The 21,249-nt window shown below is 65.2% G+C and carries 17 protein-coding genes; 3 read left to right on the forward strand and 14 right to left on the reverse strand.

Annotation, left to right across the window (positions count from 1 at the left end):
• The first annotated feature begins 248 nt into the window (after nucleotides 1–248).
• A complete protein-coding gene (locus tag ATK23_RS05420) occupies nucleotides 249–2,123 on the forward strand; it encodes an HNH endonuclease (protein ID WP_066138432.1) in 1,875 nt (624 codons plus the stop codon).
• Nucleotides 2,124–2,236: 113 nt separating this feature from the next.
• On the opposite strand, the gene glpK is transcribed toward ATK23_RS05420, so the two are convergent.
• The 3 genes from glpK to ATK23_RS05435 are packed head-to-tail and all read right to left on the reverse strand — an operon-like array spanning nucleotide 2,237 to nucleotide 6,242.
• Nucleotides 2,237–3,757, reverse strand: a complete 1,521-nt coding sequence (gene glpK, locus ATK23_RS05425) for a glycerol kinase GlpK (RefSeq protein ID WP_066138434.1) — start codon at nucleotides 3,755–3,757, stop codon at nucleotides 2,237–2,239.
• Nucleotides 3,758–3,774: 17 nt separating this feature from the next.
• Complete coding sequence (locus ATK23_RS05430; RefSeq protein WP_066138437.1) at nucleotides 3,775–4,503, reverse strand: MIP/aquaporin family protein; 729 nt, start codon at nucleotides 4,501–4,503, stop codon at nucleotides 3,775–3,777.
• A 59-nt stretch (nucleotides 4,504–4,562) separates the two neighbouring features.
• Nucleotides 4,563–6,242 carry a glycerol-3-phosphate dehydrogenase/oxidase gene (locus tag ATK23_RS05435; protein WP_083515438.1) on the reverse strand — a complete coding sequence of 560 codons (1,680 nt, stop codon included), beginning with the start codon at nucleotides 6,240–6,242 and terminating at the stop codon, nucleotides 4,563–4,565.
• 106 nt (nucleotides 6,243–6,348) lie between these two features.
• Here ATK23_RS05435 and ATK23_RS05440 point away from each other — a divergent pair, with 106 nt between their 5' ends.
• Nucleotides 6,349–7,356, forward strand: a complete 1,008-nt coding sequence (locus tag ATK23_RS05440) for a sugar-binding transcriptional regulator (protein ID WP_066138442.1) — start codon at nucleotides 6,349–6,351, stop codon at nucleotides 7,354–7,356.
• Between the two features lie 10 nt (nucleotides 7,357–7,366).
• Complete coding sequence (locus ATK23_RS05445; RefSeq protein WP_066138446.1) at nucleotides 7,367–8,242, forward strand: alpha/beta fold hydrolase; 876 nt, start codon at nucleotides 7,367–7,369, stop codon at nucleotides 8,240–8,242.
• Nucleotides 8,243–8,257: 15 nt separating this feature from the next.
• Here the strand turns inward: ATK23_RS05445 and ATK23_RS05450 are convergent, their stop codons facing one another.
• The 11 genes from ATK23_RS05450 to ATK23_RS05500 all read right to left on the reverse strand — a co-directional run bounded on the left by ATK23_RS05450 (nucleotide 8,258) and on the right by ATK23_RS05500 (nucleotide 21,238).
• Nucleotides 8,258–10,219, reverse strand: a complete 1,962-nt coding sequence (locus tag ATK23_RS05450; protein WP_066138449.1) for a primosomal protein N' family DNA-binding protein — start codon at nucleotides 10,217–10,219, stop codon at nucleotides 8,258–8,260.
• A gap of 5 nt (nucleotides 10,220–10,224) precedes the next feature.
• The gene (gene metK, locus ATK23_RS05455) at nucleotides 10,225–11,430 is read right to left on the reverse strand and encodes a methionine adenosyltransferase (protein ID WP_066138451.1); all 1,206 of its coding nucleotides are present in this window, start codon (nucleotides 11,428–11,430) and stop codon (nucleotides 10,225–10,227) included.
• Nucleotides 11,431–11,506: 76 nt separating this feature from the next.
• On the reverse strand, nucleotides 11,507–12,733 hold the full coding sequence (gene coaBC, locus ATK23_RS05460; protein ID WP_066138456.1) for a bifunctional phosphopantothenoylcysteine decarboxylase/phosphopantothenate--cysteine ligase CoaBC: 1,227 nt from the start codon (nucleotides 12,731–12,733) through the stop codon (nucleotides 11,507–11,509).
• A 96-nt stretch (nucleotides 12,734–12,829) separates the two neighbouring features.
• Complete coding sequence (gene rpoZ / locus ATK23_RS05465; RefSeq protein ID WP_038991115.1) at nucleotides 12,830–13,090, reverse strand: DNA-directed RNA polymerase subunit omega; 261 nt, start codon at nucleotides 13,088–13,090, stop codon at nucleotides 12,830–12,832.
• A gap of 8 nt (nucleotides 13,091–13,098) precedes the next feature.
• Nucleotides 13,099–13,665 carry a guanylate kinase gene (gene gmk / locus ATK23_RS05470; protein ID WP_066138462.1) on the reverse strand — a complete coding sequence of 189 codons (567 nt, stop codon included), beginning with the start codon at nucleotides 13,663–13,665 and terminating at the stop codon, nucleotides 13,099–13,101.
• 3 nt (nucleotides 13,666–13,668) lie between these two features.
• Nucleotides 13,669–14,004, reverse strand: a complete 336-nt coding sequence (gene mihF / locus ATK23_RS05475) for an integration host factor, actinobacterial type (RefSeq protein ID WP_013349055.1) — start codon at nucleotides 14,002–14,004, stop codon at nucleotides 13,669–13,671.
• Nucleotides 14,005–14,151: 147 nt separating this feature from the next.
• Nucleotides 14,152–14,994: an orotidine-5'-phosphate decarboxylase gene (pyrF, locus tag ATK23_RS05480; protein ID WP_066138464.1), complete on the reverse strand. Its 843-nt coding sequence runs from the start codon at nucleotides 14,992–14,994 to the stop codon at nucleotides 14,152–14,154.
• Nucleotides 14,987–18,265: a carbamoyl-phosphate synthase large subunit gene (carB, locus tag ATK23_RS05485; RefSeq protein ID WP_066138466.1), complete on the reverse strand. Its 3,279-nt coding sequence runs from the start codon at nucleotides 18,263–18,265 to the stop codon at nucleotides 14,987–14,989. Before carB ends, pyrF begins: the two co-directional genes overlap by 8 nt.
• Nucleotides 18,265–19,434: a glutamine-hydrolyzing carbamoyl-phosphate synthase small subunit gene (gene carA / locus ATK23_RS05490; RefSeq protein WP_066138470.1), complete on the reverse strand. Its 1,170-nt coding sequence runs from the start codon at nucleotides 19,432–19,434 to the stop codon at nucleotides 18,265–18,267. The genes carB and carA overlap by 1 nt, the downstream gene beginning before the upstream one ends.
• On the reverse strand, nucleotides 19,435–19,941 hold the full coding sequence (locus tag ATK23_RS05495; RefSeq protein WP_066138472.1) for a PH-like domain-containing protein: 507 nt from the start codon (nucleotides 19,939–19,941) through the stop codon (nucleotides 19,435–19,437).
• Nucleotides 19,934–21,238, reverse strand: coding sequence for a dihydroorotase (locus ATK23_RS05500; protein WP_100339246.1), 1,305 nt, complete (start codon nucleotides 21,236–21,238; stop codon nucleotides 19,934–19,936). Before ATK23_RS05500 ends, ATK23_RS05495 begins: the two co-directional genes overlap by 8 nt.
• Nucleotides 21,239–21,249: the final 11 nt, after the last annotated feature.

Raw genomic sequence — 21,249 nt, forward strand, 5'->3', positions numbered from 1 at the left:
GGAAAATTTGCTCTTGGTTCCAGACACAACAAAAGCCCCCAAATTTCCACTCGGGGGCACGGCCATCGGGCCGCGCTTACACTAGGTTGCGCTTAGGATTCATATCGCGATTCTATCGCATCTGTCCTGCCCACGCGCGCATCGGTGAAGCGCAAGATTGTTCACAACCGCCAACGGGCCGCCCGCGCTTATCCACAATTGGCGGCAACGCCGACGCGCAGGCCGATCCAGCGCTCGATCATGGAGCCATGAACGCCCCTGCCCTGATCGCCGCTCTGCGCACCGCATGCCAGGTCCCGCTGCACCTCGGACCTGCATTATCCGGCGCCATGCTGCTGCGCCTGGGCTACCTCTGCCTGGCCCTGTACACGGCGCTGGGCAAGCTGGTGCACGGCTCGGGCGACCCGCGCCTGGTCCTGGCGCATCTGCAGCTGGCCGAACGCTTCGCCCAGCAGGTCCATGGCGACCAGTTATCCGGCGCGCTGCAGGCCGAAGCCACCGGCGCCCACGCGTTGTCCCTGGAGGGCTATGCCGCGCTGCGGGTGCCCGCCGATGATCCCGAAGCCATCAGCGATGACCTGTTTGCCGGGGAGCCGGGCATCGTGCCGGGGCGCTGCTGCTACAAGGACACCGCTGAGCTGCTGGCCGCCTGGCTGGGGCTGGGCTACTTCGAAGCCCGGCAGCGCCTGGCCGACGCGCACCTGCTCATCGGGCGCCGCGCCCCCGATGGCGGCATCTGCGCGCCGCGCTTCCCCCAACTGGCAGGGCTCTATGCCAAGGGCACTGGCGACCGCCGGGCCATCGCCTCGGCCGCACGGCGCCTAGACCGGCTCGAACCGCAGGACACCACCTTTGACGGCGTGCCCCTGAAATTGCAAGCCTACGGCACCGATGGCCGCACCCTGGATGAATCCGCGGCCGAAGCGCTGGGCGACCTGGGCCCACGGGCAGCGCAGAAGCGGATCAGCGCCGAGATCAGGACCTACAAGGAACTGCATGGCAAAAAACTGCCGTCGCGACTGGGCTTCTTCATCGGCCCTGTGAAGGACGGCGTGCATTTCTTCTCGCTGCGCACCGATGCCAGCGACGCGCAGCTGCTGAATTCGATGGCCGCCCAGGCCGGAAATCCGCGGACCAAGTCAGGCCGCGCCGACCGCGAAGCCGAACAGCAGCGCACGCCGGAATCGGGCTCCGGCACCGGAAACCCCGATGACCAGGATCAGGAACCCCCGGCCGGCCACGATTCCACGGCCAGCCAGGACTCGGGTGCCGAGCCGCAGCCATCAACTGAACCAGAAACGGCACCGCAGGCGCCTTTCTGGCTGCGCAGCGAACACCCCATGCCCCCGTGGGCCGAAGACGAAGCAGAACCCGGCAACGGGTGTGCTCCGGAGCCCGGAAACACCGAAGCGCATGCAGATGGCGATGCGGTACACGACGAGCTGCGAAGCGACGAGGCCACCGAACAGCCGGATCTGCACCGCCGCCGGCTCAATGCATTCATGGCGTTGCTGCGAGCCCCCTTCACCGGCGGAAAAAGGAAGGTCGTCACCCCGAAATTCGTGGTCTACCTGTGGCTCGCAGACTTGCAAAACCTGGCCGATGCGCATGGCATGACCGCCAACGGCGTCGATATCCCGCCCGGCGAGCTGCGGCAGCAACTGGCCCGGGCGAACATCATCCCGATCGTGCTCGGAGGCAACAGCCAAGTGCTGGATATGGGGCGCAAGATGCGCTATCACAAGGGTGCGATCCGCGAAGCCATCATGGCCCGGGACCGAGGCTGCATCGTGCCTGACTGCACCGCGCCCCCGGACAAGGTCGAAACCGACCACTACCTGAAACCCTGGTCTGACGGCGGGGAAACCAGCGTCTGGTCAGGGGCCGGACTGTGCACGGGCGATCACCACAAGCGCCACGCCGGGCAGATCACGGTGATCGATGTCGACGGGCTGCCGCACGTGCTCATGCCGGAGCATGTCGATCCGGAACGAATACCGCGCCGCAATACCTATTGGGGTGCCCGGCAGGCAGGCGAATCCCCCACCCGCCACGCACCTGCCGCACCGGACACCGAGCCGCCGGGCAAGGAAGAAACCCCTGATGCAGGGCGGGAAACCTGAGCGGCCCAAGGTGTTGACAAGGCCGTCTTAAACGGGCAGCGCTCGAACCACGCCAATGGGCGGTTCGGGCGCTGCCGGTGTCCGGAAAGGTTCCGGCCAAGCCGCAGTCGGGCTCAGGCCTTGGTATCTTCGTCGACCCAGTCGAAGGTGCGGGTGACAGCCTTCTTCCACAGGCGCAGGCTGCGCTCGCGCGACTCCTCATCCATGGTCGGCTCCCAACGCTTGTCCTCGGCCCAGTTCTGCTCCAGCTCGCCAAGGTCCTTCCAGAAGCCAACGGCGAGGCCAGCGGCGTAAGCCGCACCCAGCGCGGTGGTCTCGGTGACCTGCGGGCGAACCACTGGCACGCCGAGGATGTCGGCCTGGAACTGCATCAGGGCTTCGTTGGCCACCATTCCGCCGTCGACCTTCAGTTCGGTCAACGGAACCTCAGCGTCGGCGTTGACCGCGTCCAGTACTTCTCGCGTCTGGAATGCGGTGGACTCGAGCGCCGCACGGGCAATGTGGTTCTTGTTAGCATAGCGGGTCAGGCCGACGATCGCGCCGCGGGCATCCGAACGCCAATAGGGAGCGAACAAGCCGGAGAAAGCCGGAACGATATATACGCCGCCGTTATCCTCAACCTGGGCCGCCAGCTGTTCGACCTCCGGGGCGGTGGCGATCATGCCGATGTTGTCGCGCAGCCACTGGATCAGGGAACCGGCAACGGCGATGGAACCTTCCAGGGCATACACCGGTGCGCTCTCGCCCAGCTTGTACGCCATGGTGGTCAGCAGGCCGTTGGTCGAATTCACGATCTCCGTGCCGGTGTTGAAGATCAGGAAGCAGCCGGTGCCATAGGTATTCTTCGCGGTGCCCGCGGTGAATGCGGCCTGGCCGAAGGTTGCGGCCTGCTGGTCGCCCAGGATACCGGCAACCGGCACCTCGCGCAGCAACTGGTTCGTGTGCACCGTGCCGTACACCTCCGAAGACGAACGGATCTCCGGCATCATGGACAGCGGCACGCCGAAATCGGCCAGGATCTTCTCGTCCCATTGGAGGGTCTTCAGGTCCATGAACAGCGTGCGCGACGCGTTGGTCACGTCGGTAACGTGCACACCGCCGTCCACGCCGCCGGTCAGGTTCCACAGCACCCAGCTGTCGGTGGTGCCGAACAGCAGGTCTCCTGCTTCTGCGCGTTCCCTCGCGCCTTCGACATTGTCCAGGATCCACTTGATCTTGGTGCCCGAGAAGTAGGTTGCCAGCGGCAAGCCGACAGTCTGCTTGTAGCGTTCCAGGCCGCCATCACCCGCCAGCTCGTCGACGATGTCCTGGGTACGGGTGTCCTGCCAGACAATCGCGTTGTAAACGGCTTCGCCGGTGTTCTTGTCCCACACCACCGTGGTTTCGCGCTGGTTGGTAATGCCGACGACCTCGATGTCGTGACGGGTCAGGTTGGCCTTGGACAAGGCCTGGCCGATCACTTCGCGCACATTGGTCCAGATTTCGGCTGGATCATGTTCGACCCATCCGGCGGCCGGGAAGATCTGCTCGTGCTCCTTCTGGCCTACCGAGTGCACCTCGCCGGCATGGTTGAAGACGATTGCACGGGAACTGGTGGTGCCTTGGTCAATGGCGATGACGAATTTTTCACTCATGATTCACTGCTCTCTTTCTAGAACATTGGCGCGGCGGCAAGTCCGCCAAGGATACCGCCGATAGCCGGACCGACCAACGGAACCCACGAATAGGACCAGTCGGAAGAGCCCTTGCCCTTGATCGGCAGGATAGTGTGGGCGACGCGTGGACCCAGGTCGCGGAACGGGTTGATGGCGTAGCCGGTGGCACCGCCCAGGGACAGGCCGATGGCGACAACCAGCAGGGCCACGGCCAGCGGGCCGAGCTCATGCGGGGTGTGGCCCAACCCGGCGATCACGAACACCAGGACAAAGGTGCCGAAGATCTCCGTGACCAGGTTCCAGCCGTAGGAGCGGATGGCCGGTCCGGTGGAGAAGACACCCAGCTGCTGGCCCGCGTTCTGCGGATCGTCCAGATGCTTCTTGTAGGCAAGCCAGGTTCCCACGGCACCGAGGAAGGCGCCAATGAACTGCGCCAGGAAATACAGCATCGTGTTGGCGAAGGTCTTGGCGACACCTGGGGCGTATTCGGCGGCATCCGGGTTGACCAGCAGGCCGAGGGTGACTGCCGGGTTCAGGTGGGCTCCGGAAATTCCGGCGATCCAGACGCCGCAGTAGACGGCAAAGCCCCAGCCTAAGCTGATGGCTACCCAGCCCGCTGCGCTGCCGAGGGTGCCTTTCAGGGCGACGTTGGCGCAGACGCCGCCGCCCATGAGCAGGAGTATGAAAGTGCCGGCTAATTCGGCGAGAAACACGTGAGTGGACAACGTTGACCTCTTAGTGGTTTCGATTGCCGGCGGCGACTTGCCGCCGGCCAAGATGCAGCTTAGACCAGGGTGACACCGTGGGATTCTGCAAGGACCGAGAGCGAATGGTCGATCTCAGCTTGGATCTGGGACTTATCCCATTCCATCGGGTTAGCGAGGCAATTAGCTGCCTCGATCACCAAATTCTTCGTGACCAGGCCGCGGAAGGCCAGGTTGGTGCGTCGGATGAAGACGTCGATCAGGCGGCCCACCTGCTCATGCTTGGCCATGTAGGCCAGCTCCTGGCAGGACAGCTCGTTGGTGTGCTCGAGCATGGTTTCGTTGCTGCCGAGCGCTTCGAGCACTGCATCTGCGCCGGTGCCGTAGCGCTCCAGGAGCACACGCAGGCGTTCGCGTCCGGCCAGGTGCTCGCGGGCCGCAAACCAGGCGGCCAGCTCGCCCTCATTCTTCGGGAAGTTCTTGCCTCCGCCGATGGCTACGCCCACGGTGCTCGCGGTCTCGCGCTCACCCAGGAATTCAAGCGCTTTGCCGCCCAAGTTCTCGCTCAGCGCCCGGAAGGTGGTCCATTTGCCGCCGATCAGCGAGAGCATCGTGGTCTTGTCGGTCAGGCGGGTTTCCTTGACCTGGTAGTCGCGGGAGACGAAGCCCGGTGCGGTGTCATCGTGATTCGGCAGCGGGCGGACGCCGGAGAACTTGTAGACGATCTGCTCTTCGCTCACGCGGATGCCCGGGAAGACATGATGCACCAGCTCGAAGAAGTAGTCGACCTCTTCATCGGTGCAGATCGCAGGCTCATTCATGTCGTGCTCAAGGTCGGTGGTGCCCACCAGCACCCGGCCGAGCATAGGGTAGATCAATACGATGCGGCCGTCTTCGTGCTCGAAGAAGATTTCACGCCCGCCGGTGGCGGCCAGCAGCTCTGGGTGGTCGAGCACGATGTGCGAGCCCTTGGTGCCGCCGGTCCACTTGGTTTCGCGGCCCAGATCTTTATTGGTCATATCCACCCACGCGCCGGTGGCGTTTATGATGACCTCGGCCTCGAAGTCGAAGCTTTCGCCGGTGAGCACATCGCGCAGCTTCGCGGTGCCGCCGTCGACGCCGGCCAGCTCGACGTAGTTGCTGGCGCGGGCAGCGCTGTTGGCGCTCAGGCCTTCCTGAAGCACGTCCAGGGTCAGGCGCTCCGGGTTGTGCACCGAAGCGTCGAAGTAGGTGGCGGTGTACTTGACGTCATCGCGCAGCGCGGGCAGGTCCTTGCGGGCAGCCTTGCCTGCCTTGAAATTGTGCCATGGGGTGTTGCGTCCGCCGATGCCGGCGAAGACGTCGTACATGATCAAGCCGGCTTTGATCAGCGCGGCGCCGCGCTCTGTGGGCTTGCCGGACTTGTGGGTCAAGAAGCGCATTGGCGCGCTGAGCATGCCGGAGAACGTGGAGAAAATGGGGATGGTGGTCTGCAGCGGCTTGACGTAGTGCGGCGCGATCTGGAGCAGCGAGTTGCGTTCCTGCACGGATTCGTGGACCAGGCGGAACTCGCCGTTCTCCAGGTAGCGGATTCCGCCGTGGATCATGTGGGAGCTGGCACCGGAGGCGCCCTGGCAGTAATCGCCGCGCTCGACCAGGGCGACATCGATCCCCTGCATGGCTAGGTAGCGGAAAGTGGCGACGCCGTTGATGCCGCCGCCAACAACCAGAACCTGCGCCTGCGGACGTTCACGCAGTTTGGCTAGCTGTTCCCGAATCACGATTTGTGCCCCTTGTGTAATAAATGGATGAGTCTGAAGCTAGTCTTGTTACAGAACGGCAAAGCGGTCAAACAAAATGCACAAACGTGCAGAAGTGGTCTAAATCATGATGAAATCCTCCCCCCGGGGCACCTACAAGCGGGCAACGAATGGCACATCCGTGCACAGCACTCCCAAGACCAAGGACGCGCTGCGCGCCGCCCAGCTGTACTACCTGCAGGACATGAAGATGGAAGCGATCGCCAAAGAGCTGGGAACCTCGCGTTCGACGGTCTCCCGCTTGCTCTCCCACGCTAAGCGCACCGGCATGGTCTCGATCAGCATCTCGCCCAGCGCCAACATGTCGGCGCTGCTGGGCAACCAGCTCTCCGAGCACTACGGGATAAGCTTCAACGTCGTGCCCACCGACGGCAACATGGACGACTCCGAATTGCTTTCCCGCGTCGCTGCGCACGCCGCCTATCTGCTCGGCGGCATGGTCTCCTCCTCGATGACCGTGGGCGTCGCATGGGGGTCGACGATGCAGGCGGTGTCCATGGCCCTGGGCTCGCACCCCACCCATGACACGAAAATCGTGCAGCTCAACGGGGCGGCAAACCCGGTGACCAGCGGAGTGCGCTACGCCAGCGACATCCTCACGCGTTTCGGCCAGGCCTTCACCGCACGCACCGAGCAGTTCCCGGTCCCGGCCTTCTTCGACCGGGCATCCACCCGCGAAGCCATGTGGCAGGAGACGTCGATCCAACGGGTGCTGCAGGTGCAGAAGGAGATGAACCTCGCGGTGTTCTCGCTGGGCTCGGCCGGTTCCGCTGTCGTCTCGCAGGTGTACCGCGGCGGCTACTTGACCAAAGACGAAGCCCAGGAACTGAACGAGATCGGTGTGGTCGGCGACGTGGCCACGGTGTTCTTCGACAAGAACGGCACCAGCTCGAATATTTCGCTCAATGCCCGTTCCACTGGGCCAGCCCTCGATGCACTGCGCAAGGTGCCGACCCGGTTCTGCGTGGTGGCAGGGCGCGGCAAGCTGCAGGCGGTGCGCGGTGCGCTTAAAGGCGGGTTGATCACCGATCTGGTGATCGACGAGGGCACGGCCCTGGCGCTGCTGGACGGGTAGGGTTAAAGCCATGGCCCCCCGACAGCAGCTAGCGACCACCCACCATTTCAACGGCGCCGAAATCCGCGTCTACACCCACCCGGCCCAGAAGCCCTCGCGCGGCGTGATCTACGCGGTGCACGGATTCCGCGGAGACCACCACGGGCTGGCGCGCATCGTCTCGCATCTGCCGCACTACACGGTGGTCGTCCCCGACCTGCCGGGTTTCGGCTCCTCGACGTCGATGCTGGATCTGGACCACGATGTCGACGGGTATGCGGAGGTGCTCAACCAGCTGGCCGAAGAACTGCAGCTGGGTCCTTCGGTGCACCTGCTGGGGCATTCCTTCGGATCGATCGTGGCCGCCAAGCTGGCCACCGTGCGCAGCTTCGCCTCGTTGATCTTGCTGAATCCGATCTCGGAGCTTGCCTTGGAATCCGACCAGGCGCTGCTGTCCAAGCTGGCCAGCGGCTACTACGAGGCATGCGCCAGGATTCCGGCGGGCATCGGCGAAGCGCTGCTGCGATCCAGGCTGTTCAGCGATGCGATGAGCCTGGTAATGACCAAGAGCAAGGACCCGGACATCCGGGCCTACGTGCGCGAGCAGCACCGCGCCTATTTCGGCGGCTTCCATTCGCGCGCGACCCTGGCCCAGTCCTACCGGGCGTCGATCAGCTCGACCGTCGGGGACTACTCCCCTGCCCTGGGACTGCCCACGCTAATGGTCGCCGGGAGGGAAGACGAATTGGGCACCCCGCAGACGCAGGAAACGCTGCGGGCCAGCTTCGCCGACGCGCAGCTGGTGATGCTCGAGAACGTCGGGCACCTGATCCACTATGAAAAGGCCCCGGAAACCGCGAAGGCCATCGACCGCTTCTTGCAGCAGCTGGCAGCTGGCCGACACTAGCGCCGCGGCACGTTCCTAGAGCGCGTCGTCCGGGTCGATGGCGATCGCCACGACCGGGTCCTTGGCCGCGGACATGGTTGCGCGCAGGTGGCGCAGCGCCGTGGTCACCGCAGTTCCGTCGGCGTAGGAGAAGAAGAGCACGTAGCGGTGCTGGGCCGGCGGCCCGTCAATCACCGTCGGACCATGGATTTGCACACGCGCACGGGTCTCGGGATCCAGGTTGGCGACCAGCCGTTCGGCTCCCAGGCCCGAAATGACCGCGCTGCGCACCGCCGGAGGCAGCCCCACCTCGCGGCGCTCGGCCAATTCGCGTTCGGCAAAGCTCGCCGGGTCGTAGCGCACCAGCGCGGCCCCGGCAGGGCTCGGATTGCCGGTCAGCACCACGACTCCGTCAGCCCGCGCCATGGAAGCGGCGGTGAACCATCGGGCGATGACTTCCTCGGCGTTGCGCAGCGAATCGTGGGCCATCATCCTGTCGGCATCGAGCAGCAGCACCGCGGCGTACCCGGATTCGGCAAACGGTTCGACCCCAGGGGTTGCGACGACCAGCGCCGGCTTGTCGCCGATCCTGTCCACCGGCTTTGCTCCGGTGGAAGAAATAACGCTGACCTTGGGAAAGGCCAGGCCGAGTTCTTCGGCGGTGCGGTCGGCGCCGATGCTGGCGGCCCGGATCCGCGGCGAGGCGCAGTGCGCGCAGCGGTAGTCGTGGTACTGCTCCCCGCACCAGCGGCAGGCCACATGCGAGCCCTTGCCGGCAATGTGCAGCGGGCCCTGGCAGGCGGGGCAGCGCGCAGGGGTCCGGCAATCCTGGCAGGCCAGAGCCGGCATGAACCCGGTGCGCGCCACCTGCACCAGCACCGGACCGGTTTTCAGCGCTTTGGTGGCTTCGCGCCAAGCCAGCGACGGGATGCGGGCCCTGGCCAGCACCGGGTCGCGCTCCAGCTCGAAATCATTGGTGGTGGCCACGACGCGGGCGGTGTGCGCACGCAGCAGTTCGCGCGGCACCTTCAGCTCGATGGCCCAGCCGGTGTCCACCAGGCGCTGGGCTTCGACCGAGCGCGATGGCGCGGCGATCAGCAGGGAGATGCCTGCCTGGGCGCTGCGCAGCAAGGCCACTTCGCGGCTGTGCTGGTAGGGCGCGCGCTGTTCGCGGTGCGAGTGGTCCGCGTCTTGCCACACGATCATCAGCTCCAGCCCGGGAACGTGGCACAGCGCCGCCGAGCGGGTGCCGATGACGATCTGCACGTGCCCGCCGATGGCGCGCAGGAAGTTGCGGTAGCGCGGTGTCGGCCCGTCGTCGGCCTGCAGCCGGGCATAGGATTCGGCCCCGAAGTGCTCGTCGAGGTAGCCGCCCAGCAGGCGCAGGTCGCGGGCATCGGGCACGATCAGCAGCACCCGCTGGCCGCGCTCGATCACCGGACGGGCGGCATCCATCAGGAAGCCGGGCCAGGCACCGTTGAAATTCGGTACCCAGGTGGCCACTGCCCGCAGGGTTTCGCCGCTGCCCCAGGCGGCCAGTGCCCGCTCCCCGTGCTCGTAGTGGAGCAGCTGGTTCGGCGCCTCGGGCAGCTTTGGGGCGACGGTGGCCAGGTCCTCTTTTTCGACCTTGGCGGCGCGGGCGGGCACAGCCAGGCGCACCACATCCCACAGGGTGCCGGCGTAGCGGGTGGCGACCTCCTGCGCGGCGTCCACGATCTGCGGGTACAGCGCCACTTGGGTGCTGACCAGCTTGGCCAGCGGCCTCAGCTTCATTTCCGGGGCGTAGTCCTCAAGCACGGCAACGATGAACCCGGAGAGCAGCTGCGGGCCGAAGTGCACCTTCACGCGGACTCCGGCTACTGCATCCTCCGCCATCGAGGGCGGGATCTCGTAGTCGAAGAAGCGGTCCAGATGCGGGACCGAAGAATCAATCAGCACCCGGGCAACCCGCTTGATGCGGGCCGGCTCGGGTGCTGAGATCAGGGCGTCTTGCTGCACGGTGGCTAGGCGTTGAACCAGCTACGCAGGGCGTCGACGCGGTCCAGCTTCTCCCAGGTGAAGTCGTTGTCCTCGCGGCCGAAATGGCCGTGGGCAGCGGTCTTGCGGTAGATCGGGCGCTTGAGGTCCAGGTCCTCGATGATGCCCAGCGGACGCAGGTCGAACACCTCGTTGATGGCCTTGGTGATCTTCGCCGGATCAACGGTCTCGGTGCCGAAGGTCTCCACGTACAGGCCCACCGGACGGGCCACGCCGATCGCGTAAGCCACCTGGACCTCGGCGCGGCGGGCCAGGCCGGCGGCGACCACATTCTTGGCCACCCAGCGCATGGCGTAGGCTGCGGAGCGGTCGACCTTCGATGGATCCTTGCCGGAGAACGCGCCGCCGCCGTGGCGGGCGAAGCCGCCGTAGGTATCGACGATGATCTTGCGTCCGGTCAACCCGGCATCGCCGACGGGGCCGCCGATGATGAACGGGCCCGAAGGATTCAGGATGATCTTCGTGTTCGAGGTATCCAGGCCCGAACGCTCCAGGATCGGGGTGACGACCTCTTCGTGCAGGTCGGTCTTCAGCGTTGCCAGCTCGTATTCGGCGGCGTGCTGGCTGGAAACGACCACGGTGTCCACCGAGACTGGCTTGTCGCCGTCGTAGCCGATGGTGACCTGGGTCTTGCCGTCCGGGCGCAGCAGCGGCATGCGGCCGTTCTTGCGGACCTGGGTCAGCCGTTCGGACAGGCGGTGCGCCAGGAAGATCGAGGTAGGCATCAGCGAATCGGTTTCATCCGAGGCGTAGCCGAACATCAGGCCTTGGTCGCCGGCGCCCTGCATGTCGCGCGGGTCCTTGGCGGTGCCTTCGCGGGACTCCAGCGAGTTGAAGACGCCGTCGTGGATTTCCTGGGACTGCTGGCCGATGGACACGGACACGCCGCAGCGCGCCCCGTCGAAGCCGTTGGCCGAGGAATCGTAGCCGATGTCCAAAATGGTCTTGCGGACGATCTCAGGGATCTCCACATAGCCGTTGGTGGTCACCTCGCCGGCCACGTGCACCAGGCCGGTGGTGGTCAGCGTCTCGACGGCGACCTTCGAGTCCGGATCCTGGGCCAGCATGGCGTCGAGGATCGCGTCCGAGATCTGGTCGCAGATCTTGTCGGGGTGGCCCTCGGTCACGGATTCCGAGGTGAAAAGACGAAGTTCAGGGGTTGTTGAAGTCACCGTATAACTCTATCTGGTCTCTGGGACCGGTAAGCAGAACTAGGACATTTCGTGAACAAGCACCATATGGCGCGGCTCACTTTGTTACAGCTGCATGACTTTTTGCTGCATTCGAAATCTGCTCGATGACCACGCGGGCCACCTCCAGCTTGCTGCCCGAGGCTTGCACCGCTTCGGCGTGATCGGCGAAGAGGACGTGGATGCTGTTGGTTTCCTGCCCGAAAGTCAGCGTCGCGCCCACCTCATTTACCACGAGCATTTCGCAGCCCTTGCGCTTCAGCTTGGCCTGCCCGTACTCGAGCACGCTGCCCTGCTCGTCGCCGGTCTCGGCGGCAAAGCCGACGATGAACTCCGGCAGGTCCGGGTTCTGGCTGCGGGCGGAAACCAGTTCGGCGAGGATATCCGGGTTGCGCACCAGCTCGATGACCGGTGCCGAATGCTCGTCGCGCTTCTTGATCTTCGAGTTCTCGATGCGTGCCGGACGGAAATCGGCGACCGCCGCGTTCATGATCAGCACGTCCTGGCCCGGAGCGTTCTCGAAGACCGCCTCGCGCAGCTCCAGCGCGCTTGAAGCATGCACCAGCTTCACGCCATGCGGCGCGGGAACTTCCAGATGGGTGGCGATCAGCGTGACGTCGGCCCCGGCATCACGGGCGGCCTGCGCCAACGCGACACCCTGGCGGCCCGAGGAGCGGTTGCCCAAGAAGCGTACCGGGTCCAGCGGTTCACGGGTGCCCCCGGCGGTGATCAGGACCTTGGAACCAGCGAGCACCGGCTCGGAGAGCAGGTCCTGTACTGCGGCGAAGATCTCATCTGGTTCCGGAAGCCGGCCCGGTCCCGAATCCTTTCCGGTAAGCCGCCCCGAAGCAGGTTCGATCACCCGCACGCCGCGATCGCGCAGGGTCTGCACGTTCGCGACGGTGGCCGGGTGCTGCCACATTTCGGTGTGCATGGCCGGGGCCACCACAACCGGAGCCCGGGTGGCCAGCAAGGTGCCGGTGAGCAGGTCGTCGGCCAGCCCTGCGGCGGCCTTGGCCAGCACATCGGCGGTAGCCGGAACAATCAATACCAGATCGGCCTGCTGGCCGAGGCGCACGTGGTTGACGGTATCGACCGCTTCGAACACATTCGAGGTCACCGGATTTCCGGACAGGGCCTCCCAGGTGGCATTGCCCACGAAGTTTGCGACGTTCTGGGTGGGGATCACATCGACATGGTGGCCGGCCTCGCGCAGCAAGCGCAGCAGGAGCACGGACTTGTAGGCGGCGATGCCAGCTGAGACGCCTAGGACAATTCGCTTCATGAAGTACTTCCTCGAGGATTCGGTGCGGTGATGAGGTGGGCGGAAAAGGGGCTTAACGAAAAAGAAGGCGCCCGCTGCGGGGCGCCGACTTTTCGATTAGTCCTCGATGGCCTCGGCCGGAGTGACCTTCAGCAGGCTGTCATCCAGCTCGCGCAAGGCGATGGTCAGGGGCTTCTCGTTCAGCTTGGTTTCCACCAGCGGGCCGACGTACTCGAACAGGCCTTCGTTGAGCTGCGCGTAGTAGGCGTTGATCTGGCGTGCGCGCTTGGCCGAGTTCAGCACAATGGCGTACTTCGAGTCGTTGGTCTCAAGCAACGAGTCGATCGATGGGTTGATGATTCCCTCTGGGTTGGACACAGGACTCCCTATTTGTCGTTCTTTAGCCCCATGAGGGCTACAAGCTCTTCGGCGGCACGTGCGACATCGTCGTTAACGATGGTCACGTCGAATTCTGATTCCGCTGCAAGTTCTAGTTTAGCGGTTTCCAGGCGGCGCTGCTGTTCCTCGGCCGATTCAGTGCCGCGTCCCACAAGCCGGCGCACCAATTCGTCCCACGATGGCGGGGCGAGAAAGACGAATTTTGCCTCGGGCATCGACTCCTTGACCTGGCGCGCACCCTGCAGATCGATTTCCAGCAGGACCTTCTTGCCCTGTGCCACTGCATTTTCAACCGTGGAGCGAATCGTGCCGTAGCTGTTCTGGCCATGGACGACAGCCCATTCCAGCATCTGGCCTTCCTCAACCAGGGTTTGGAAGCGCTCGGGGCCCACGAAGAAGTAGTGGACTCCATCCTGCTCCCCCGGCCGGGCGTTGCGGGTCGTTGCCGACACCGAGAGCCAGACATCTGGATAGTTATCGCGGATGTAGGTAGAGACGGTGCCCTTGCCTACTGCCGTGGGGCCGGCTAGAACAGTTACCGACGCTGCGGTCATTGACTACACTTTCGTTTTTGGCGGGCTTTGCTTGAAGTGCTCGGTGATTGCGGTGCGCTGCTTGCGTCCCAGTCCGCGCAGACGGCGGGATGGGGAAATGCCAAGTCGCTCCAGCAAGTTTGCCGCGCGTACTTCACCTACGCCCGGTACCGATTCCAGAAGGTCCATGACACGCATGCGTCCCACGGCTTCATCTTCGTATACCAAGTCTAGTACCTCGGTGATGGAAATTTTTCCGGCACTGAACTCCGCCTTGATTTCTGCACGACGAGTGCGTGCGGCGAGTGCCTTGGCGCGGGCCCGGATACGATCTTCGTCAGAGAGTTCTCGCAGTACCATCGTTCAGCCATCCTTCAGTTGTAGTGGACTAAGGCTTATGTTGAGAAACATAGCGAGGTAACGCTGCTTTTGCAAGACTAAACGCGTTGTGGCTACTAGAAACTCTAATAGCCACAACGCGCCTATGCCACTTATTCGAATTTTTTGCTAGCTAGCTGCCAGCAATTCGTCCCGGACCCTCAGGGCCTTGTCGCGGAGCGCGGTCTTGTCCGGCCCCGCTTTGAGGATGTCCCGGCTGCTCGTGCCCAGCACTTGGCCGTAGCTGGAGACGAATGACTTGGCAATATCAGCTGCCGTGGCGCCTTGCGCGCCAAGTCCCGGTGTGAGCAGCGGAGCCTTGGAGGCCGCCAGATCAATTCCGAGCTTGGCCGGCGCATCGCCGATGGTGGCGCCGACGACCAAACCGATATGACCTAAATCTTCTGCACCTGAATTTTCGGCAGTGACTTGGTCAATAATCGTTTTAGCAACAGAGTTTTCTCCGCCGACATGCTGCACAGACGGCCCCTCCGGGTTGGAAGTCAGCCCGAGAACGAACACTCCCCTGCCGGTGGCAGCAGCCAAATCCAGTGCCGGTCGCAGCGACTCGTAGCCCAGGTATGGGCTCAAGGTCACCGCGTCTGAGGCCAGCGGGGAAGCGTCATCGAGCCATGCGGTCGCGTACGCGGCCATGGTCGAACCGATATCCCCGCGCTTGGCGTCGGCCAGCGTGAGCAGCCCGGCGGCCTTCGCGGCGCTCAAGGTGTCCTCCAGCGCGCCAAATCCCTTGGACCCGAAGCGCTCGTACAGGGCCACCTGGGGCTTGAGTATTGCCGCCGCACCGGCCATCGCTTCCACGACTGCCAGTGAGAAAGATCGCACGCCATCGGCGGTATTCTCCAGCCCCCAGGCTTCCAGCAGCGCCGGGTGCGGATCAATCCCCACGCACAGCGGGCCGGAAGCCTGCATGGCCGAACGAAGGCGCTGGCCGAATGGAATCGGCTCAGGCATTGCGTGCCGCGTTCAGGTTGGCGTCGTGCACCTGCAAGCTGGTGACATCCCACTCGTACTCGCGCAGGGCATCGATTGCCTGGACGGAGGCGTTGAATTCCGCAACGGTGGTGATCACCGGGGTGCCGACCGAGGTCGCGGCGGCGCGGATCTCGTAGCCGTCGCCACGCGCATCCGAACCCGACGGGGTGTTCAGGATCAGGCCGATCTGGCCGGCCACGATCAGGTCGACGATGGACTCCCCGCCTTCGTGCAGCTTGCCCACCACCTGGGTCGGGATGCCGTTGCGGCGCAGCACCTCGGCGGTGCCGCCGGTGGAGATGATCTCGAAGCCGTTGTCGGACAGGTGCTTGACCGGCATCACGATCGAGCGCTTGTCGCGGTTGGTGACCGAGACGAAGACCTTGCCGGCGGTGGGCAGCGGGTTGTTCGCCGCGGCCTGCGACTTGGCGAAGGCGGTGTCGAAGTACTTGTCGAAGCCCATGACCTCGCCGGTGGAGCGCATTTCAGGGCCGAGCAGCGAGTCGACGACCTTGCCTTCCGGGGTGCGGAAGCGGGCGAACGGCATGACCGCTTCCTTCACGGCGATGGCCGCGGCTTCCGGCAGGTGCGCGCCGTCGCCGGTGGCCGGCAGGTAGCTGCCGCGCAGCTCGCCCAGGGTCTTGCCGACGCCGATCAGCGCGGCGACCTTGGACAGCTGCACGCCGGTGGCCTTCGAGGTGAACGGCACGGTGCGCGAAGCACGCGGGTTCGCCTCGATCACGTACAGGATGTCACTGGCCAGCGCGAACTGGATGTTGATCAGGCCGCGCACGCCCACGCCTTCGGCGATCGCCCGGGTGGCCTGCTTCACGCGCTCGCGCACGTCAGGGCCCAGGGTGATCGGAGGCAGGGTGCAGGCCGAGTCGCCCGAGTGGATGCCGGCTTCCTCGATGTGCTCCATGATGCCGCCGACGTACAGGTCGGTGCCGTCGAACAGGGCGTCGACGTCGATCTCGATCGCGTCTTCCAGGAAGCGGTCGACCAGGACCGGGTGGTCCACGGTGATCTCGGTGGCGTTGGTGATGTAACGCTCGAGGTTGGCCTCGTCGTACACGATCTCCATGCCGCGGCCGCCCAGCACGTAGGACGGCCGGACCAGCACCGGGTAGCCGATGGAGTCGGCGATGGCCTTGGCCTCGGCGAAGGACACGGCGGTGCCGTTCTTCGGCGCGACGAGCCCGGCGTTGTCCAGCACCTGCTGGAAGGCGCCGCGGTGCTCGGCCAGGTCGATGGCTTCCGGCGAGGTGCCCAGGATCGGCACGCCGGCGGCCTTCAGCTCGGCGGCGAGCTTCAGCGGGGTCTGGCCGCCGAGCTGGACGAATACGCCCAGCACGCCGCCGGTTTCCTCTTCGGCGTGGATGACTTCGAGCACGTCTTCCAGGGTCAGCGGCTCGAAGTAGAGGCGGTCGGAGATGTCGTAGTCGGTGGAGACGGTCTCCGGGTTGCAGTTGACCATCACGGTCTCGTAGCCCTCGGCGCGCAGCGCCATCACCGCGTGCACGCAGGAGTAGTCGAACTCGATGCCCTGGCCGATGCGGTTCGGACCCGAGCCGAGGATGATGACCGACTTCTTCTCGTGGGCCGCCACCTCGGTCTCCTCGTCGTACGAGGAGTACATGTACGGGGTGAAGGCCTCGAACTCGGCGGCGCAGGTGTCAACGGTCTTGTAGACCGGGCGCACGCCCAGCGCGTGGCGGATGCCGCGGATCACCGACTCGGACTTGCCGGTGAGCTGGGCCAGCTGCGCATCGGAGAAGCCGTGGCGCTTGGCTTCGCGCAGCACGTGCTCGGGCAGGTGCTTGTTCGCGGCCACCAGCTGCGCGACCTCGTTGATCAGCTGCAGCTGGTCCAGGTACCACGGGTCGATCGCGGTGGTCTCGAACAGCTTCTCGATGGACACGCCGGAGAACAGCAGGCGCTGGACCAGCGAGAGGCGTTCGGTCGAGCCCTTCACGATCGAGGCCAGCACTGCTTCGTGCTCGGCTTCCGGGATCGGCTCGAAGGACAGCTCGGAGCCCTTCTGCTCCAGGGAGCGCAGCGCCTTCTGCAGGGCTTCGGTGAAATTGCGGCCCAGGGCCATCGCTTCGCCGACCGACTTCATGGTGGTGGTCAGGGTCTTGTCCGCGGCCGGGAACTTCTCGAAGGCGAAGCGCGGGACCTTCACGACCACGTAGTCCAGGGCCGGCTCGAAGGAAGCCGGGGTCTTCTGGGTGATGTCGTTCGGGATCTCATCCAGGGTGTAGCCCACGGCCAGCTTGGTGGCGATCTTCGCGATCGCGAAGCCGGTGGCCTTGGAAGCCAGCGCGGAGGAACGCGAAACGCGCGGGTTCATCTCGATGACCACGACGCGGCCGGTGGCCGGGTCGATGGCGAACTGGATGTTGCAGCCGCCGGTGTCCACGCCGACTTCGCGGATGACCGCGATGGAGATGTCGCGCAGCTTCTGGTATTCGCGGTCGGTCAGGGTCATCGCCGGGGCGACGGTGATCGAGTCGCCGGTGTGCACGCCGACCGGATCGAAGTTCTCGATGGAGCACACGACCACGACGTTGTCGTTCTTGTCGCGCATCATCTCCAGCTCGTACTCCTTCCAGCCCAGGATCGACTCCTCCAGGAGCACCTCGGTGGTTGGCGAGTACTGCAGGCCGGCGCCGGCGATGCGGCGCAGGTCCTCCGGGTTGTAGGCCATGCCCGAACCCAGGCCGCCCATGGTGAACGACGGGCGCACGACCACCGGGTAGTTCAGCTCCTCGACGGCGGCGAAGGCCTCGTCCAGGGTGTGCACGATGACCGAGCGGGCCGATTCGGCGCCGCAGCGCTCGACGACGCCCTTGAACTTCTCGCGGTCCTCGCCCAGCTCGATGGCTTCGATGTTCGCGCCGATCAGCTCGACGTCGTACTTCTGGAGGGCGCCGGACTTGTCCAGCGCGATCGCGGTGTTCAGCGCGGTCTGCCCGCCCAGGGTCGGCAGGATCGCATCAGGGCGTTCCTTGGCAATGATCTTCTCGACAACCTCGGGGGTGATCGGCTCGACGTAGGTGGCGTCGGCGAATTCCGGGTCGGTCATGATGGTGGCCGGGTTGGAGTTGACCAGGATGACCCGCAGGCCCTCCTCCTTCAGCACGCGCAGGGCCTGGGTGCCGGAATAGTCGAACTCGGCGGCCTGGCCGATGACGATCGGACCCGAACCGATGACGAGAACTGATTTCAGATCGGTGCGCTTAGGCATTACTTGCTGTCCTTTTCTGCGGCGGAATCCAACGCGGTCATGAAGCGGTCAAAGAGGTAGGCGGCATCGTGGGGGCCGGATGCAGCCTCTGGGTGGTACTGCACGGAGAAGGCCGGGATGTCAAGGCAGGACAGGCCCTCGACCACGTGGTCGTTCAGCGAGTAGTGCGAGACCTCGACCTTGCCGAAGCGCTCGACCGGCGCGGTGACGGTGCCTTCGATCGGCGCGTCGACGGCGAAGCCGTGGTTCTGGCTGGTGATTTCCACGCGGCCGGTGGCCTTGTCCATCACCGGCTGGTTGATGCCGCGGTGGCCGAAGCGCAGCTTGTAGGTGTCGAAGCCCAGCGCGCGGCCCAGGATCTGGTTGCCGAAGCAGATGCCGAAGTACGGCATGCCGGCATCGAGCACCGAGCGCACCAGTTCCACCTGCGCGGTGGCGGTGGCGGGGTCGCCCGGGCCGTTCGAGAAGAAGACGCCTTCGGCGCCGGTGGCCTTGATGTCCTCAAGGGTGGCGTTGTACGGCAGCACGTGCACGCGCAGGCCGCGCTCGGCCAGGCGGTGCGGGGTCATCGACTTCATGCCCAGGTCGATGGCGGCGACGGTGCGCTTGGGCTCGCCGGTGTAGCCGTGGTCAGCCGGCTCGACGATGTAGGCGGTGTCAACCGACACCTCGGCGGAGATGTTGCGCCCGGCCATCGACGGCTGCGCCTTGACCAGTTCCACCAGTTCGGCGTCGGACTTCGCGGCGTCATCGCCGGAGAAAATGCCGGACTTCATGGCGCCGGCGTCGCGCAGATGGCGGGTCAGCGCGCGGGTGTCCACGCCCTGGATGCCGACGATGCCGTACTCGACCAGGTCCTCGTCCAGGGTGCGCTCGCTGCGCCAGTTGCTTGGACGGCGGGCGGCGTCGCGCACCACGTAGCCGGCGGCCCACATGCGGGTGGATTCCGGATCCTCGGAGTTCACGCCGGTGTTGCCGATGTGCGGGAAGGTCTGCACGATGATCTGGTGCGCGTAGGACGGGTCAGTCAGGGTTTCCTGGTAGCCGGTCATGCCGGTGGTGAAGACTGCTTCACCCAGGGTGGTGCCCACGGCGCCATAGCTGCGTCCGCGGAAGATGCGGCCATCTTCGAGTACCAACACGGCTGGTAGGTTGCTCAGGGAATTCACTTATTTGTCTCCTGCTCGGCTTACGTCGTCGTGCGACGCCAGCAACTGATAAATCTTGGGGGTGTCCTCGTGGTAGCGGGGACGGAATCCGGTGTCGAAGGTGAAGCCGTCCTTGTTCCAGGTGATGACGATCAGGCCGTTCTTCTCCACGACCTTGCCGATCATCCCGCTGCTGCGCTTGACCTCTTCGTAGTGCTCCCACGGGATGTGCACGTCGCGCGCTCCGGAACGGATCAGGTGCACGCCTTCGCTGCCCAGTTCCAAGGTGGCGTTGGTGCGCACGCCGAGCTCATGCACGGCAATGCGGTCCAGCCAATCGTCGAATTTCGTGGTGACCACGTACATGCCCTCGAAGCTGTGCTCCACCTGGTCGGCGAACTCCTCGAACGGCTCGGGAATCGCCGATTGCCGGGCCTTGAGGTTGCGCCAGCCCAGCAGGATCAGCGTCACGGCAGCGACGACCGCGACGATCGTCCAGATGAGCGGCTGAAGTGCTCCCTCAGGCATTGATCGACCTCGGGGTTGCCAGCTGGCCATCGAGCACGGTGGCGTGCCCGTGGAAGAAGGTGGCGCGCACCAATCCGGGCAGCTCCATGCCGGCGAACGGCGAGTTGCGGCCCTTGGTGGCCATGGCTGCCGGGTCGACGATCCAGCGGGCTGCCGGATCCACGAGGGTGAGGTTGGCCGGCTCGCCCACGGCGATCGGGCGGCCCTGGTCGGCGACGCGGCCGATCTGCGCGGGCACCTCGGAGGTGATGCGCGCGACGTCAGCCCAGCTCATCAAGCCGGTGTCGACCAGCGTGTGCTGCACGATCGACAGCGCGGTCTCCAGCCCGGTCATGCCCATGGCCGCCGCGCCCCACTCGCAGTCCTTGGCTTCGGACGGGTGAGGGGCGTGGTCGGTGCCGATCACGTCGATGGTGCCGTCGGCGACGCCGGCGCGCAGCGCCATCACGTCTTCCTCGCGGCGCAGCGGAGGGTTGACCTTGAACACCGGGTCGTAGGTGCGGACTTTCTCGTCGGTGAGCAGCAGGTGGTGCGGGGTGACCTCCGCGGTGACCTGGATGCCGCGGGCCTTGGCCCAGCGGATGATCTCCACCGAGCCGGCGGTGGACACATGGCAGATGTGCAGCCGCGCGCCGACATGCTCGGCCAGCAGCACATCGCGGGCGATGATCGATTCCTCGGCGACCGCAGGCCAGCCGGGCATGCCCAGGATCGAGGAGACTTCGCCCTCGTTCATCTGGGCGCCTTCGGTCAGCCGGGGTTCTTGGGCGTGCTGGGCGATGACCCCGTCGAAGGCCTTCACGTATTCCAGGGCGCGGCGCATCAGCAGCGGGTCGAAGACGCAGATGCCGTCGTCGGAGAACATCTTCACCGCGGCACGGGAATCGGCCATCGCGCCGATTTCGCTCAGCTGCTTGCCGCCCAGGCCGACGGTGACCGCACCGACCGGGCGGACATCCACCCAGCCGGCCTTGCGGCCCAATTCGTAGACCTGCTCGACGACGCCGGCGGTGTCGGCCACCGGGGTGGAGTTGGCCATCGCGTGCACGGCGGTGTAGCCGCCGCGGGCGGCTGCCTGCGAACCGGTTTCCACGGTTTCGGCGTCTTCGCGGCCCGGTTCGCGCAGGTGGGTGTGGGTGTCGACCAGGCCCGGCAGCAGCACCAGGTCCGTCGCATCGATCACCTGCGCGTCGCCGGCGTCGGCGATGGTGCCCAGCTGGGCGATCTTGCCGTCGGCGATCAGCACGTCGGCAGGTTCGCCGCCGAGGATGGAGGCCTGCTTGATCAAGTAGTTCATGGTTTCTTCCT

It is taken from the genome of Glutamicibacter nicotianae (genome assembly GCF_002797775.1).
Classification (GTDB): domain Bacteria; phylum Actinomycetota; class Actinomycetes; order Actinomycetales; family Micrococcaceae; genus Glutamicibacter; species Glutamicibacter nicotianae.

Bases quoted from the DNA above. Each gene is read 5' to 3' on its own strand.
- ATK23_RS05420 (WP_066138432.1), top strand. From the start codon at position 249: ATGAACGCCCCTGCCCTGATCGCCGCTCTGCGCACCGCATGCCAGGTC.
- glpK (WP_066138434.1), bottom strand. From the start codon at position 3,757: ATGAGTGAAAAATTCGTCATCGCCATTGACCAAGGCACCACCAGTTCC.
- ATK23_RS05440 (WP_066138442.1), top strand. From the start codon at position 6,349: ATGATGAAATCCTCCCCCCGGGGCACCTACAAGCGGGCAACGAATGGC.
- ATK23_RS05445 (WP_066138446.1), top strand. From the start codon at position 7,367: ATGGCCCCCCGACAGCAGCTAGCGACCACCCACCATTTCAACGGCGCC.
- coaBC (WP_066138456.1), bottom strand. From the start codon at position 12,733: ATGAAGCGAATTGTCCTAGGCGTCTCAGCTGGCATCGCCGCCTACAAG.
- gmk (WP_066138462.1), bottom strand. From the start codon at position 13,665: ATGACCGCAGCGTCGGTAACTGTTCTAGCCGGCCCCACGGCAGTAGGC.
- mihF (WP_013349055.1), bottom strand. From the start codon at position 14,004: ATGGTACTGCGAGAACTCTCTGACGAAGATCGTATCCGGGCCCGCGCC.
- pyrF (WP_066138464.1), bottom strand. From the start codon at position 14,994: ATGCCTGAGCCGATTCCATTCGGCCAGCGCCTTCGTTCGGCCATGCAG.
- carB (WP_066138466.1), bottom strand. From the start codon at position 18,265: ATGCCTAAGCGCACCGATCTGAAATCAGTTCTCGTCATCGGTTCGGGT.
- ATK23_RS05495 (WP_066138472.1), bottom strand. From the start codon at position 19,941: ATGCCTGAGGGAGCACTTCAGCCGCTCATCTGGACGATCGTCGCGGTC.
- ATK23_RS05500 (WP_100339246.1), bottom strand. From the start codon at position 21,238: ATGAACTACTTGATCAAGCAGGCCTCCATCCTCGGCGGCGAACCTGCC.